The organism is Ureaplasma rhincodontis (assembly GCF_057537535.1).
Genome location: NZ_BAAKAX010000001.1, coordinates 376,034 through 392,687, shown reverse-complemented (window position 1 = coordinate 392,687; position 16,654 = coordinate 376,034). Strand labels below are relative to the sequence as shown.

At 29.5% G+C, this 16,654-nt stretch carries 12 protein-coding genes; 10 read left to right on the top strand and 2 right to left on the bottom strand.

Annotated elements, in window-relative coordinates; all coding sequences use genetic code 4:
* Positions 1 to 4: 4 nt before the first annotated feature.
* The 5 genes from AC27EK_RS01775 (at position 5) to AC27EK_RS01755 (ending at position 5,445) form a co-directional block, all read left to right on the top strand.
* Complete coding sequence (locus AC27EK_RS01775) at positions 5 to 1,567, top strand: solute carrier family 23 protein (RefSeq protein WP_487231642.1); 1,563 nt, start codon at positions 5 to 7, stop codon at positions 1,565 to 1,567.
* 11 nt (positions 1,568 to 1,578) lie between these two features.
* Positions 1,579 to 2,811, top strand: coding sequence for a ComEC/Rec2 family competence protein (locus AC27EK_RS01770; RefSeq protein WP_487231641.1), 1,233 nt, complete (start codon positions 1,579 to 1,581; stop codon positions 2,809 to 2,811).
* A 1-nt stretch (position 2,812) separates the two neighbouring features.
* The gene (locus AC27EK_RS01765) at positions 2,813 to 2,998 is read left to right on the top strand and encodes a hypothetical protein (RefSeq protein ID WP_487231640.1); all 186 of its coding nucleotides are present in this window, start codon (positions 2,813 to 2,815) and stop codon (positions 2,996 to 2,998) included.
* A gap of 135 nt (positions 2,999 to 3,133) precedes the next feature.
* Complete coding sequence (locus AC27EK_RS01760; RefSeq protein ID WP_487231639.1) at positions 3,134 to 4,303, top strand: hypothetical protein; 1,170 nt, start codon at positions 3,134 to 3,136, stop codon at positions 4,301 to 4,303.
* Positions 4,304 to 4,317: 14 nt separating this feature from the next.
* Positions 4,318 to 5,445 carry a hypothetical protein gene (locus AC27EK_RS01755; RefSeq protein WP_487231638.1) on the top strand — a complete coding sequence of 376 codons (1,128 nt, stop codon included), beginning with the start codon at positions 4,318 to 4,320 and terminating at the stop codon, positions 5,443 to 5,445.
* 47 nt (positions 5,446 to 5,492) lie between these two features.
* On the opposite strand, the gene rplA is transcribed toward AC27EK_RS01755, so the two are convergent.
* Together rplA and rplK are read right to left on the bottom strand one after the other, a co-directional pair.
* Complete coding sequence (gene rplA, locus AC27EK_RS01750; RefSeq protein WP_487231637.1) at positions 5,493 to 6,179, bottom strand: 50S ribosomal protein L1; 687 nt, start codon at positions 6,177 to 6,179, stop codon at positions 5,493 to 5,495.
* Positions 6,180 to 6,181: 2 nt separating this feature from the next.
* Positions 6,182 to 6,640 (bottom strand): 50S ribosomal protein L11, encoded by a 459-nt coding sequence (gene rplK / locus AC27EK_RS01745; protein ID WP_487231636.1) that lies wholly within the window; start codon positions 6,638 to 6,640, stop codon positions 6,182 to 6,184.
* A gap of 273 nt (positions 6,641 to 6,913) precedes the next feature.
* Here rplK and AC27EK_RS01740 point away from each other — a divergent pair, with 273 nt between their 5' ends.
* The 5 genes from AC27EK_RS01740 to ftsH all read left to right on the top strand — a co-directional run bounded on the left by AC27EK_RS01740 (position 6,914) and on the right by ftsH (position 16,640).
* Positions 6,914 to 7,867, top strand: a complete 954-nt coding sequence (locus tag AC27EK_RS01740; RefSeq protein WP_487231635.1) for an ABC transporter ATP-binding protein — start codon at positions 6,914 to 6,916, stop codon at positions 7,865 to 7,867.
* 7 nt (positions 7,868 to 7,874) lie between these two features.
* Positions 7,875 to 10,442, top strand: a complete 2,568-nt coding sequence (secA, locus tag AC27EK_RS01735; RefSeq protein WP_487231634.1) for a preprotein translocase subunit SecA — start codon at positions 7,875 to 7,877, stop codon at positions 10,440 to 10,442.
* Positions 10,443 to 10,772: 330 nt separating this feature from the next.
* Positions 10,773 to 13,598: an excinuclease ABC subunit UvrA gene (gene uvrA, locus AC27EK_RS01730; protein WP_487231633.1), complete on the top strand. Its 2,826-nt coding sequence runs from the start codon at positions 10,773 to 10,775 to the stop codon at positions 13,596 to 13,598.
* A 107-nt stretch (positions 13,599 to 13,705) separates the two neighbouring features.
* Complete coding sequence (gene hpt, locus AC27EK_RS01725; RefSeq protein WP_487231632.1) at positions 13,706 to 14,257, top strand: hypoxanthine phosphoribosyltransferase; 552 nt, start codon at positions 13,706 to 13,708, stop codon at positions 14,255 to 14,257.
* 7 nt (positions 14,258 to 14,264) lie between these two features.
* Positions 14,265 to 16,640 (top strand): ATP-dependent zinc metalloprotease FtsH, encoded by a 2,376-nt coding sequence (ftsH, locus tag AC27EK_RS01720; protein WP_487231631.1) that lies wholly within the window; start codon positions 14,265 to 14,267, stop codon positions 16,638 to 16,640.
* Positions 16,641 to 16,654: the final 14 nt, after the last annotated feature.

Below are 16,654 nucleotides of genomic sequence, written 5' to 3'. Positions count from 1 at the left end.
AAAAATGTCCTCTATTAAGAGTTTGAAGTTCGAGACTAAAAAAATAGATAGTTTTTTTAAGATTTCGGATAGAAAATCTACAATTAAAAAAGAAATAATAGGTGGAGTCACAACATTTCTGGCAATGATGTACATATTGGCTGTTAATCCGGGAATGTTGTCTAATTCAACTGGAATTGATTCCTCTGCAATAGGGCCTCTTTTCTTGGGCGTTGCCTTATCATCTTTCTTGGGAACAATGGCAATAGGCTTATTTGCGAATGTTCCGATTGGATTGGCTCCCGGAATGGGACTAAACGCCTTCTTCACATTTACTGTTGCTAGTTCAAGTGGTTTTGGATTAGATTATTTTCAAGCGCTTGTTTGTGTAATGCTATCTGGTATTTTATACGCGATCGTGGTTGTAACACCATTTAGAAAAAAATTATTAGAATTGTTACCAAAAAACTTTAAGTTATCACTTAATGTTATGATTGGCTTTTTTATGGCGTTCATAGGTCTTTCTGGTCTTGGGTTAATTAATTCAACCGAAGTTGTAGGAGCACCTACAGAGATTGGGGGAATTTTTAAACCCAGTTCTCCTTTGCATAGTTTATATCCGATGCTTATTGTTGGTATACTTAGTATGGTTATAGGTATTGTTTTACATTTTTGTAAAGTTAAATATTCTTTTTTAATAATGGTAATTGTTTCTGTAATTATGCTTTCTATGACTTATGGAATATTAAAGGGAACAAATTATTCATTATTAATGAATTCTGGATTAGAAGAGGCCTTTCAGTTAAAGAATTATTCTGATTTTGGTCATTTTGGTGGATTGTATAATCAGTTGTTTTCTTCAAAAACTTGATCTTCTACTTTTTCATCACCAGCTGCTTATGTTGCTATATTCACATTTTTATATTTTGATTTTTTTGATACATCAGGAACAATTATCGCTCTTGGAAATGAAGCCAAATTGATAGATGATAAAAACCCAAAAATAAATAATAAATGAATTCAAAGAGTTAATTATGTTGATGGAGCTAGCACAATTAGTGGGGCTTTGTTACTAAACTCATCTGTAACTACTTTTGTTGAGTCTGGTGCAGGAATATCCGCAGGGGCAAGAACAGGACTGGCTTCTGTTATAACTGCTAGTTTATTTGCTTTATCTATTGCTTTTTATCCATTGATAGGACCCTTAATGCCAATAGGAAATCCAACAATAGGACAACTACAGCCAGTTACTGCTCCAATAGTTATTGTTATTGGAATAATGATGATATCTGAAATTAAAAATTTTAATTGAAAAGAAAAGATAGATATCCCAATACTTGGAATAATAATATTGTTTGGTATGTTAGGTTTTGCAATATCTGCTGGTATTTCATGAGGTATATTGTTTTATACATTAATTTATGGAATTTTGAATTTAGTTGAATATGTAAAATCAAATGAGAAAAATAAAGAAGTCTTTAAAAATATTTTTTATAGACATAATTGAATAACTTTAACATTGACATTTGTTGGCATTTTATTTATTGTTTTGGAATTCTGTATAAAAGCCAATCTATTTAAAAAATAAGGATAATTAAAATGAAAAAGAAAACTTTAGGCGGTGGTATAGTTGGTCTTATACTTTCAATTGTTATTGGTGTAGGAGGTTATTTTGCTTATGAGAAATTTGGCAAGATCTCAACACCACCAATTGTTACAGAAAAACCAGTAACTTCAAACACAAAAACAATAAACTTTGAAACAACTGCTTTATCGAAAGCAAGAGCTGTTCAATTTGACGTTGGTCAAGGTGATGCTGGTCTTGTTCAAGTTAGCAAAGATGCTGATTTTAAAACCAAAGAAGATAATTTTAATATATTAATAGATTTTGGTGTGGAAAATCAATCCTCAAATGTTGTAAAGGAATCTTTAGTTGATGAGTTATTAACTTATGATGTTAAAAACGTTGATTTGTTAGTTATAACTCACTTGCATTTTGATCATATTGGAGCTATTAAAACTCTAGTTGATAGAAGCAATAAACCATTAAAAAAAGACATTACTTTTAAAAACTCAACTGTTTTATTTAATTTCGGTGAAGCACAATATGGTTTGAAACACGAAAATTTAACTGTGACTGCCAAAAAAGCACTTGGTGCTTTAAGAGATAAAAAAGTTACTTTTGAGGATTCGAGAGATTGAAGTCAAAGAGAAAATATAAATATTGTTGATTTTGGTCAAGGAAATTTCTTTTCCATAATTGGAACTTCACAAGCCCCAGCATTTCCAACTGATCATAATGCTTGAAGTCTAATTAACAAATTTCAATGAGGTTCGGAATCTATTCTTTATACTGGTGATTTGGCTAGTGGAACAAGTAGTAACAAAGACGATAAATGATTAGAGCGTGTAATACCCGCTAAAAATATGAAAGAACTTAAAGCCACTATATTAAAAAGTCCACATCACGGAAGTTTTACTAATGGATCTAATAGTGAATATTTTATTAATGAATTAGTTGATCCAAATGAAGTTTGAATCTCTGCTGGTGATAATGATAAATATACACTTCCTGATGTAGATCCTATAAAAAGATATGCAGCAACATTAAAAAGAAAAAACATTGGTGTTGATATGATCAAGGGAACAAGAAAGTTTGGAAAAACTAGAGAAGAGATTATTAGAGACAACCCAAAGGACACGACAAAAGAAATAGATGTGATAGTTAAAAAATGAGAACCTTTGAATAATTGAGTTAAGCAAAACCCAACTGTTAATAATAACAATAAGGGATATGGCAACATTGTTAAAGAATTTAGGACCTCAAAATAGTATGATTTTTTGAAAGAAAAAATATGTTGTTTCTGGTGTTTATATTGAAAAAAATTTAATTATTTTAGAGGGTTTAAACGTCGAAGAGCAATTGGAAGAAACATTAGAATCTTTTGATTATAAAAACATAAATAATGGCGACATAGTTATTGTTCAAAATCATAAATTTGTGAAGTTTAATAAATAAAAAAACAAGAATTTTGGTTCTTGTTTTTGTTTTATTCATATTGATTAATATATTAATTAAGTATAAATCTCAAAAAAATTATAAAATATATATAAATAATGTATATGAATTAAATAATATATTTAAGGTGTAAAAATGAATTTCGGTAAAAAAGTATTATTATCCTCAACGGTCGCTTTGACAGCATTAACAGCAACGACTGGTGTTTTGTTATCTAATAATGTTGTGAACAAGGAATTAGTTGAAAGATATGCTAAGGCCGTGGACCAAACATTAATTAATCAAAACGAAAGTAATAATACAACCAATAATATTAACTTCAAAAAAACTATCTTTGATTTTGGAGGCAAAACGAGCGCAATCAAAATAATACCTCAGTTATACAAAGAAGTTGAAATTTTTTCTAATCTTTTTGAAAAAACACCGAATAATGCGGTCGCCACACTTGATACAAAACTTTTAAATCAACTAGGTTTAAAAATTGCCAAATTACCAACTTCGTTACCAGCAAATGTGAAATGATCATTAACCGTTAATGATGTTTGATCTAACTACACTGGAACAGAAATTAGTTTTAGAGTTGGACTATTTCCTAGAACATTAGGAAGTGGAAGGGATACTTCTGCCATTATTAACATAAAAGGCTTAATTGCACAATCTGATATTTCTAAAAGATTTCCTAAAATAAGCCCACAAGAGTTTAATGCAAACGATATAGGAAAATTAGAAGTTTTTGATCCAAAATTAGGTCCTAAAAAACAAGGCCCGGGAGCATGAAAAAACATAACTGAACACTTTTATGGTTTTTTAACAAAAAATTGAGTTGTTTCACCAACTTTAAAACAAGTTATAAAGGGTGACTACTATGTTACGTTTCACATATCTTTTGTGGGTACTAAATGAAAAGATCATAACGGTGAAATCAGAACTATTCTTTTTCAAAACCAAATACATTTTGAAAATCCAATAAACGACTTTACTAATGTCACTGTTGTTTGACCAATTCACAATAACGATCCCAGCGTACCCCCTGCAAACCCAGATCAAACAGTTCCTGATGATTCTACACCATCAGATAAACCAGATCACAAACCCGATCAACCAGTTCAACCAGATCCACCACCACAAGGCGATCCGAACGATACAAAACCCGGTATAACTGGAATGAGTTCTAATATTGAAAATAAAGTAACTGGAAGCGAGGCTGTTGCGATTGCAATAATGTCATTAATTTCATTCCTATTATTAATTATTTCAGTTGCTATGCTTTCTCCATTTGGTAAAGCCTTATTTAAAAATAAATAGAAGGGAAAATAAAAATGAAAATTACTAAAACAAAAATTACTCTTTTATCTATTATGGCTTTTTCAATTCCAATGATATTTTTGGGTACTAGAGAAAACAATATTCAAAATTTTGCTAATACAGTCAACAATGCTAATAGTATTTACAGTATTCAAATAAACAAAACAGCAAAAGCACCAGCAACATATAGTGTTGCAACATATTTAGCTGAACTGACTTCTGAAGTTAGTTCATGAGATTCAAGTGGTCTTTTAATTCCAACAAGCAAATTACTAAAAGAAATAGGGGTTAAACTGATTTCTACATCTGCTTCTTTTGATTCTAAAATACATAGAGTAGTAATCGCAGATGTTGCACTTGATTTTAATACTCAAACAGAAATTTCATTTTCTATAGACCTTACATGAAGAAATAAAAACACCATAGGTTCAAAAGAAGAGATTGCAGCCCATTCAGAGAGAATTACTGTTTCTGGTTTTGATCCTGCTTTGGCGGATAAAACTCTACCAAGTGACTATTGAAATTCAAATTATTTTTTAACTAATTATCCAGATGGTTTTCCTTTAAGTACAGATGATGTGATGTTAATGGATGAATATGATTCAAAAATACCTTTGCAAAATCAATTGCCTAATTTTTGAGAAGCTCTTTCAAAGAAATATTTTGGTTTAGCTAGTTACAAATATCACATAATTGGTATAAATCCAAGACAGATTGGTGCAGGTGATTTAATTTTTGATATTGTTCCTAGGGGCGCTAAAATAAGTGTTCGTGAAAGTGTTTGATTTGTTCCACAGGGAACAAAAAACCCAACTCCTTTAGATGCATCTCACAAACTAGTTAGCATTGTGATTAAAGGGGGTTATAATTTTCTTCCTCCCTCTCCTGATCAAGGTGGTCAAGGTGGTTCTGGAGAAGGAACTGGAGGAGAATCTGGTGGCAACCAATCAGCAAATCCAAATCAACCAACTAAACCAGAAGGAACTAGTCCCGTTATTCCACCGGAATGAAATGACATCAAGGTTTCTGTTAAAGAATCTTCAGAATGAATATTTATTTTTGGTATATCAGCACTTGTTGGTTTGGTAACCATAGGATTCGGTTATCTTTCTTATTACTTGTTATTTAAAAAAGACAAATAAAAAAAAGAACTTTTTAAAGCTCTTTTTTTTATTTTAAAGTTTCTTAATTATTTTTCAATAATAACTTTAACACCAGACCCCATAGTTGGAGACAATGAAACATTTTGGATATATGTTCCTTTTACTGTGCTTGGTTTTTTAGATTTAATTAGAGATAAGACGGTTTTAACGTTTTCTTCTATTTTTTTAGCATCAAACGATACTTTTCCAACGCTTAAGTGAATATTTCCAAATGAATCAGTTCTATATTCAACTTTACCTTTTGCAAATTCTTCTGTTGTTTTAATAACATCAGGAGTTACTGTTCCTATTTTTGGGTTTGGCATCAATCCTCTAGGACCTAATACTTTACCATGTTTTGCTAATAAAGGCATCATTTTTGGTGTAGTAATAATTAAATCAATTTTATTAATATAACTTTCGATTTCTGCAATAATTGACTTACCGCCAACATATGTAGCACCTGCTTTTTTAACATCAGCTTCTTTAGCATCTTCGTCAATAACTAATATTTTGATATCTTTACCATTACCATTAGGAAGAGATATAGAACCTCTTAATTGTTGTTCAACTTTAGTAGTATCTAAGTTTAATTTAACAGCCAAATCAATTGAACCATCAAATTTAGAGATTGATGATTTTTGAGCCAATGTAATTGCTTCTGTTAATGGATATAGTTTTTTTGGATCTACTAACTTTAGATTGTTTTTCATTTTTTTAGAAAGTTTAGCCATTATTATTTACCACCTTTGTGAACTATTGGGTCAACACCCTCAATCTTGATTCCCATTTGTTTAGCAGTACCAGCTATCATTCTTAACATTGCTTCTTCGTCATATGCATTAGCGTCTGTTAATTTGTATTTAGCAATTTCTAAGGCTTTTTCTTTAGAAATTGTAGCAACAAGATCTTTAGATTGATCTTTTCCAGCTGTTTTTATATTAGCTGCTTTTTTTAATAATATAGAAACTGGAGTAGTTCTGATTTCAAAGATAAATGATTTGTCTTTGTAAGCAGTAATAATTGTAGGAACAATTTCGCCGTTTCTATCTTTGGTTTTATCATTGAAAGCTTTAGTAAACTCTCCCATGTTAATACCTATTGAAGCTAATCCAGGACCTGGTTTAGCTTGGCCGCCGATAAGTTGAATTTTTGCAATTCTAACTATTTCTTTTTGTTTTGCTTTTGGAGCCATTTGCAATACCTCATTTCTTGTGATATTCATTACGTGGTGTAATAACGAGAGTAACCATCTCTTCCACACGCTCTTAAAATTGGTATATATCAGGTTACTATATACTAAAAAATTATACTATTTATTTAAGTGATTTCAATTTATATTTTTATATATATATTAAATATATAATTATAGATACTAATTAATAAAATGTAAATTAATTAAAATAAAGCAATAAACTTTATTAAAATTAATATAAAGTGCTTACGATTCTTATTGTTAAGGATATATATGAACAAAACTAAAGAAAAAACAAACAACATTGAAAAAGAAATTTTAGAAAAAAGCGAAAAACAATTAAAACAAGAAGCAGCTTTAACTAAAAAAGAAAAACAAAAACAACAAAAGAAAAGCTTTAAAAACTTATCTAAAGAAGATAAGCAAGCTTTGAAAGATCGTTTGAAAGAAATAGAAAAACTTAATAAACCTCATCAGGGCTCAAAAGATATAATTTTTTCTAATCCTGAAAACATTATTGAACTTAAAGATGTTGTTAAATATTATACTAATGGATATATAGTTACAAAAATTTTAAAAGGTGTAAATCTAGAAATTAAAAAAGGAGATTTTGTTATCATTCTTGGTCCTTCTGGTTCTGGTAAGACTACCTTGATGAATATTATTTCTGGTCTTGATAGAGCATCTTCTGGTGTTATAAATGTTAATGGAAAAAACCTGATTACTTTTAAAGATAAAGAACTTACAGAATTCAGAAAAGATCATATTGGTTATGTATTTCAACAATATGGTCTATTGCCCAATTTAACAGTAAAAGAAAATGTTGGTATGGGAGCCGAACTTCAATCTGATGTTTCCAAAAAACAAGATGTATATGAAATTCTTAAATCTGTAGGAATGGAAGAACATTTAAATAAATTCCCACATGAACTTTCAGGTGGACAACAACAAAGAGTTTCTATTGCAAGAGCCTTTGCTAAAAATCCCACAATATTATTTGGTGACGAACCAACTGGTGCTATTGATGAAGAAATGTCTAAAATGGTTCTTAAAGAGTTTGTTAATATTAATAAAAACCACAAAACAACAGTTATATTAGTTACTCATAACCCAATTTTTCAAGAATTGGGAACATTGGTAATTAAAATTAAAGATGGTCAAATAAACCAACTTGTAAGAAACAAGAAACCAAAACTTGTTGATGAATTGCCATGAGGCCAGGAGTAATTTTAAAATGAGATTTAAAGTATTTGAAAAATTACTTCCTCAAACAAGAATATTAGATAAGGCAAATAAATTAGCTAATGAAATAATGTCATATGAAATGAATGTTTCACATTTATCTGATATCGAATTGAGAAACAAAACAGACAATATAGTTCTAAAACTTCAAGCGGGTAATTCAATCGATGAATATCTAGTTGAAGCTTTTGCCATTGTAAGAGAGATGTTCTTTAGAACATATAAAATGAAAGCATATAAAGTTCAATTAATTGGTGCTTTAATAGTTCATTTTGGAGACTTTGCTGAAATGTTAACCGGAGAGGGTAAAACTTTAACTTTAGTTCTTGCTGCTTTTGTTAATGCTTTATATAAAAAAGGAGTTCAAGTAGTTACTGTTAATGAGTATCTTGTTGAACGTGATGCTGAATTCGCTGGAGAAGTATTAAGTAAGCTTGGAATAAGTTGTGGTTTTATTACTGCTGCAATGGATGAAAACACAAAAAGAATAAACTATGCAAAAGATGTTACTTATGTTCAAAACTCTGAATTGGGATTTGACTATTTAAGAGATAACATGGTTTCAGATTATAAAGACAAAGTTCAAAGAGAACTTTTCTTTGCCATAGTTGATGAAGCTGATTCTGTTTTGATTGATGAAGCTAGAACTCCATTGATTATTGCAGGACAACCAGATGAAACTGTAGATGATTATGTTAAAGCTGATAAATTTGTTAAAACTCTTAAAGATGATGATTATACAATCGATCAAGAATCTCACTCAATTAATCTTAGTGAATATGGTGTTGATAAAGCTCAAAAATATTTTAATATAGAAAATATTTATGACATGGAGTCTAGTGGTTTAGTTCATAAAATAACTAATGCGCTTAGAGCAATTCATATTTTTAGAAACGGTGTTGAATATATCGTTAGAAAAAATCAAGAAAAACAAACAGAAGAAGTTGTGTTGGTTGATCAATTTACTGGCCGTATTATGGAGGGTAGAACTTATAGTGCTGGACTTCATCAAGCTATACAAGCAAAAGAATATGTTGAAATAGAACCAGAAAATGTGACTGTTGCCACTATTACATATCAATCACTATTTAGACTTTATAAAAAGCTTTCTGGAGTATCTGGGACCGCTGCCACAGAAGCTGAAGAATTATTAAATATTTATAATATGGTTGTTGTTAAAATACCAACCAACAAACCGCTATTAAGAATTGATCAACCAGACTTCATTTTTGAGACTAAAAAAATAAAATGAAAATATATTGTTGCAGAAATTATGAAAAGACATAAAACCGGACAACCAATTTTAGTTGGTACAGCCGCTGTTGAAGATTCAGAAATTTTACACATTTTATTAACTAAACTTAATATTCCACATTATGTTCTTAATGCTAAAAATCATGCTGAAGAAGCTAGAATTATTGAATCTGCTGGTCAATTAGGAAGAATAACTATCGCAACTTATATGGCCGGTAGAGGAACTGATATTAAGCTTGGTGAGGGAGTTAGAGAAGTTGGCGGTCTTTATGTTATAGGAACTGAACGTAATGAATCTAGAAGAGTTGATAATCAATTAAGAGGTAGAGCTGGAAGACAAGGTGATGTTGGAGAGTCAAGATTCTTCATTAGTTTACAAGATTCACTATTTAAAAGATTTGCCCTAGATAAATTTGATAAAGCTAGTGATAAAATTTCAGAAGAAGCTATTGATTTGAAGTTCTTTACTAGGTTATTAGATAATACTCAAAAGAGAGTTGAATCTCTTAATTATGACACTAGAAAATCATTAATTGATTATGATTATGTATTGAGTTCACAAAGAGAATTATTTTACAAACAAAGAGATAACATTTTGTTATCTAATGATTTAAATGAAATTGTTAAAAAAATGGCAAAGAAAATCATTGAATCATTTGTTAAGAAAAATGTCGACCCCGTAAATAAAGATACTGTGGATATTGCTAATTTGTTAAAAGAAGTTAACAATGATATATTTGGAAAAATAGTTATTAATAAATCTGATTTTAATAGCTTTAAGATTTCTTATGTTACTAATAAACTAGAAGAAATAATTTCTAATAAATTAGATGAAAAATTAGAAGAAATTCATAGCGAATTTGGTCTTGGAGAACAAATAAAGTCTATCATTGTTCAAAATATGGACAAAGGTTGAACCAAACATTTAGATTTAACTTCAAAACTTAAAGATGGAGTTAATCTTAGAGCTTATGAACAAAAGTCACCATTAAATATTTATGTTAATGATGCTGATAAGATGTTTAATGCAATGGTTAGATTAATTTCGTTAAATGTTGTCAAGGCTATATTTACTATTAATAACGCAGAAACAACATTTGATTTCAACTTCAACGAAAATCCATTTGATAATCAACAACTTGATTTTCTAGAAAAAACAATTGTCCCTTCTAAGGATTGAATTAAATTTACCAATGAAGATAAAATTTTCTTAAACAGAATAATTAATAACTCTTCATTTGAATTGAATTTAAAAGATAAAACTAAAGATATAGTTTTTGATGATAATTCAGAAATTTTTAAATAATTACAAAAACTTATAAACAATAAAAAAACCAGCAGGATAAAAGGCTGGTTTTTTTTGTGTGTGTATATGTTTATGAATTAGGCTCTCGCCTAAGGTATGTGTGTGTAATAGATATTTAATTCTAATATAGAATAATATCTAATGATGTATAAAATTATAAATTAAATTTTATGAGTAAAAACTATCAAAAATAAGATAAATAATTAAAATGTTTTCTTAATATGGAAACCATCAAAAGATAATTCTTCTAAGGGTTCAATAAAGGTTATAACACAAAAAAGACAAGTGAAAGCTTTTTTTGTTATATTATTATTTTCAAGGGAATTCAAAATGAAAAAAAATGAATTAATTATTAAAGGTGCAAGAGAGAATAATCTTAAAAATATTGATTTAATTTTGCCAAAAAACAAGCTAATTGTTATAACGGGTTTATCTGGTTCTGGAAAATCTTCTTTAGCTTTTAATACAATATATGCAGAAGGACAAAGAAGATATCTTGAATCATTATCAAGTTATGTTAGACAATTCTTGGGAGGTAATCAAAAACCAGACGTTGATTCAATAGAGGGATTATCGCCAAGTATTGCCATTGATCAAAAAACAACTTCACATAATCCTAGATCTACTGTTGGTACTGTTACTGAAATATATGATTATTTGAGAGTTTTGTTTGCGAGAATTGGAACTCCTATATGTCCAAATAATCATGGACCCATAAAAACACAAACTCTTAAACAAATAGTGGATTTTATTTTCTCATTAGAAGAAAAATCTAAACTTCAATTATTATCACCCATTGTAAAACAAGAAAAAGGCAGTCATGTAGAGGTTCTTAATAAATTAAAAAGAGAAGGTTTTTTAAGATTAAGAATAAATGGTGAAATAAAAACACTAGACGAAGAAATAAAATTAGAAAAAAACAAGAAACACACTATTGAGGTTATAGTTGATAGAGTTGTTTTGCATTTAGATCAACAAACAAAATCAAGAATTAGTGATTCTGTTGAAACAACATTAAAAACATCAAACGGTGAAATAATAATTTTGAATGAAACAGAAGAATATTATTTTAATGAATCTTATTCATGTAATATTTGTAATTTTAGTATTCCAGAACTTGAACCAAGATTGTTTTCTTTCAATTCTCCAATGGGGGCTTGTGATGGATGTAGAGGGTTAGGATTTACATATGAACCAGACATTGAAAAAATGGTTCCATTCCCAAATTTAACAATAGATGGTGGAGCTATAGATTTTTTCAAAAATACTGTTAATACAACAAATCTTGATTGACAAAAATATGGAACTCTAATAAAACATTATGATATTCCAACAGATATTCCATTTAAAGAACTTGACGAAAATCAAGTTCGTATATTAATGTATGGTTCAGAAGAGCCTATTGAAATTTTACTAGTATCTGATAGCGGAAGAAAATACGAACAAAAAGATTATGTTGAAGGTGTTTTGGAACTTATAAAAAGAAGACACGAAGAAACAACGTCAAAACACAATAGAGAATATTATTCAAAATATATTTCTGAAAAAACATGTAAAAAATGTAAGGGCGATAAACTAAATCTTTCTGCATTGAGTGCTCGTATTAATGAAGTAAATATTATTGAATTAATACGTAAAGACATTAAAGGAATATTGGATTTTTTCTTAGAGTTAAAACTAACTCCAGAACAAGAAAAAATTGCAAAACTTTCATTAAAAGAAATTATAGATAGATTAAGCTTCTTAATAAATGTTGGTCTTGATTATTTAACGTTGTTTAGAACAGCGGCCTCTTTATCTGGTGGTGAAGCACAAAGAATAAGATTGGCTACTCAAATAGGTTCTAAACTTACTGGTGTTTTATATGTTCTTGATGAACCTTCTATTGGTCTTCACCAAAAAGACAATAGAATGCTTATAGACACATTAAAAACTATGAGAGATTTGGGCAACACATTAATAGTGGTAGAACACGATGAAGAAACAATGTTGGAATCTGATTATATAGTTGATATAGGTCCTGGAGCTGGAAAAAATGGAGGTTACATTGTTTCAAAGGGTACGCCTCAAGAAATTATGGATGATGACAAATCTATAACAGGTCAATATTTATCTAAAAAAAGAAAAATAGAAACCCCTAAAGGAAGAAGATCTGGGAATGGTAAGAAGATAATCTTAAAAGGAGCATCAGAAAACAATTTAAAAAATGTAAACTTAACATTGCCTTTAGGTAAATTTGTAGTTGTTACTGGCGTTTCTGGTTCTGGAAAATCTACATTAATTTTAGATGTATTAGTTAAAGCGATTATTAAAAGTAATTTTAACGCTTTTGAAAAACCAGGAAAATACAAAGATTTAATTGGAGCAAATCATATTGATAAATTAGTACAGGTTTCACAAGAACCGATTGGTAGAACGCCAAGATCAAACCCAGCAACTTATGTTGGTTTATTTGATGATATAAGAGATGTGTTTGCTAGTGTTCCTGATGCGAAAGAAAAGGGATATTCAAAAGGAAGATTTAGTTTCAATGTAAAGGGTGGAAGATGTGAAAAATGTCAAGGCGATGGAATCATCAAGATTGATATGCATTTTCTTCCATCTGTAAATATTACATGTGAAGAGTGTAATGGAAGAAAATACAACGAAGAAACTTTAAACGTTAAATATAAATCAAAATCAATTTATGATGTTTTAAAAATGTCTATTGATGAAGCAACAGAATTTTTTAAAAACATTCCATCTATTCATAGAAAACTATATTTAATGCAAGAAGTTGGTCTTGGTTATTTAGAATTGGGTTCAACTTCTACTAGTTTATCGGGTGGTGAAGCTCAAAGAATAAAACTTGCTAAATTCTTACAGAGAAGACCAACCGGAAAAACTTTGTATGTTTTAGATGAGCCCACAACTGGTCTTCATTCTGAAGATGTTTCTAGACTTATTGGTGTGTTGAATAAGATAGTTGATAATGGAGATAGTGTGTTGGTAATTGAGCACAATCTTGATCTTATAAAGATGGCAGATCACATTATAGATATAGGCCCTAATGGTGGAGATAAAGGCGGACAAATCGTGGCTTCGGGAACACCAGAACAGGTCGCCATTAAATCAGAACAATCACATACAGGAAAATATTTAAAAAAAATTCTGTAAAATATCAATTTACTTATATAAAGTACTTTTATTTTTGATAATATTATTAATAATATGATATTTTAAAAAGGCCTAAGGAATAGCGAGTATTCTTTAAAATTAACAAGATGAGAAAAGTTGATGATTTAATAGACAAAATTTTGATAACAGAAGAAGAAATCAATAACGGAATTAACAAAGCTGCAGAATGAGTAAATACTAATTATTCAGACAAAAGACCAATACTTTTAGGAATCTTAAAAGGATGCATTCCTTTTTATGGTTCTTTGATACCTAAATTAAATATTAGATGTGAATTTGAGTTTATGGCCATAAGTAGTTTTAATGGAGAAACTTCAGCAACCTCTGAACCAATTATTACATTAGATATCAAACGAGATATTGTTGATAAAGAAATATTAATAATCGAAGATATTATTGATACAGCAAGATCACTTAAAAAGATAGTGGAGTATTTATATTCACGTGGTGCTAAAAATGTTAAAATATTAACATTGCTAGATAAAAAAGAAGGTCGTAAAGTCGAATTGAACGCTGAATATTCTTGCTTTGAAATTCCAAATGTATTTATAGTTGGATTTGGATTAGATTACAAAGAAGAATTAAGAAATCTTCCATTTATTGGAATTCTTAAAGAAAAAATATACACAAAAGAATAAGGTTATTATGAGTATTATTAAAAAAATTGCTTTTAATTTTTTTGAAAAAATAGAAGAAAAAAAATTAAATAAAGACAATGAGAAATCTAAATCTTTATCAGAACCAAACCAATCAAGTGAAGAAAAAGCAAAAGATAAAAAATCAGTTATTAAAAAATCAATTATTTGAGTAACCATAATTACTATAATTGGAATTATTATTGGTGTTTCTGTTTGAAGTTCAAATAGAAAAACATTTATTGAACTACCAAAAGAAGGAGTAACTCTAAAAATTGGTGGACAAGAAATTAATAAACAAATTCCATACAAAGTTACAGGCTCTCAACCTATAACTATTTCTTCTGGGAATTTAAACATTAATTTAACTCCAGAAAATTTATTAAAAGCTTATTTTGTCTCTTCTGGTTATGGAATGAAGGGTGCAGACATTTTTATTAAAAATGGAAACGCCTTGCCTTATAAAATAAAAATTAATTATGAAATTCCGTCAATTGAAAATAATACCTCAAATTATTCATTTAGATTTAATGGATATATTTTAACTGCTTCTATACCTGGTGTTAACAACACGACTCCTACTCCGCCACCAACTCCTAATAAACCAGTTGTTAAAGCCCCAACTGGAATTACTCCCCCAAATGGACAAGGAAATAATAATTCAGGAACACCTGAAAAACCAACTACTCCACCGGCTGATCAACAAAAACCAATTATTACAAATAGTCTTGCTAATTTTCTTGATCATCTTGCTGATGAGATTGATTTTGAACCAGCTGGTTTCAATTGATATGCACTTGTTAGTTCATTATTACCTATTATTACTTTGGTAATTACTATAACTTTAATTTTCTTCTTAACTAGAAAATCAATGGGTGCTGGAGCTAATTCTATATTTGGAATTGGTAAATCAACAGCAGAACCTACGAAAACAAAAGTTAAATTTTCTGATGTTGCTGGTATTTCTGAAGTTAAAAAAGAACTTATCGAAGTTGTTGATTTTATTAAAAGTCCACAAAAATATGAAGCAATGGGCGCTAGAAGTCCAAAAGGTGTAATTCTTTATGGTCCTCCTGGAACTGGTAAAACATTAATAGCCAAAGCGGTTGCTGGTGAGGCAGAATGTAATTTCTACCCAGTTTCTGGTTCATCGTTTGATGATATGCTAGTTGGTGTTGGTGCCAAAAGAGTTAAAGACTTATTTGCAAAAGCTAGAAAAAATGCACCTTCTATAATCTTTATTGATGAAATTGATTCAGTTGCAGCTAAACGTGGTAAAAACGATATAGTTGGCGGCGGTGGCGGTGCTGCTGATCAAACTATTAATCAATTATTAGCTGAAATGGATGGTTTTTCACCATCTGCCGGAGTTGTTGTTATAGCAGCCACTAACCACTTAGATGTGTTAGATGATGCTATTTTAAGACCCGGTAGATTTGATAGACATATTCAAGTCGTTCTTCCTGATATCTCAGAAAGAACTGCAATATTAAAAATTCATGCAAGAAATAAAAATGTTTCTAAAAAAGTTGATATGCTTGAAATTGCTAGAAGAACACCAGGATTTAGTGGTGCTCAATTAGAAAACGTTCTTAATGAAGCCGCTCTATTGGCTGTTAGAGAAGATAGAAAAGCAATTTCTATTAATGATCTTGATGAAGCTATTGATAGAACAATAGGTGGTCCTCAAAGAGAAGTTAGAGTTATGACTGATTTTGAAAAACAACAAATTGCTTATCATGAGGCTGGACACGCTATTGTTGGATTAACAACAGATAATTCTGATGTTGTTGAAAAAATTACAATAGTACCTAGAGGTAATGCTGCTGGTTATACACTAAATACTCCTAGAAAACAAGAAAAACAAGTTCAGACAAAATTAGAATTACTTGAAAATGTAAGAATGTTATTGGGTGGTAGAGCTGCAGAAGAAGTTATTTTTGGTAAAGATATGATTACCGCAGGTGCTTCAAACGATTTATATAAAGTATCAAATATTGTAAGAGCAATGGTTCTTCAATTTGGTATGGACGATAACATAGGATTAACACAATTTGTGCCCTCTGAAGGCCCAACACCACATTTAAAATTATTCAGTGAACAAACTGGAAATGAACTTGATGTAGCAATTGATAAAATCATTAAAGCAGAATATGCAAAAGCAAAAGAAGCTGTAAAGAATAATAGAAAAGAAATGGATCTTATTGTAGAAACATTGATTCTTCTTGAAACAATTGTTAAATCTCAAATTGATTACATTCATGAAAATATGAAACTTCCTGAGGAAGCTTTGATTCAAAAAGAAAAATTTGAAAAAATTAAAAAAAATAAAAAAGACGACAAAGAATCTAAAAAAGATTCTAAACCAAAACCTTCTACTAAATAATAAATACGAAAATA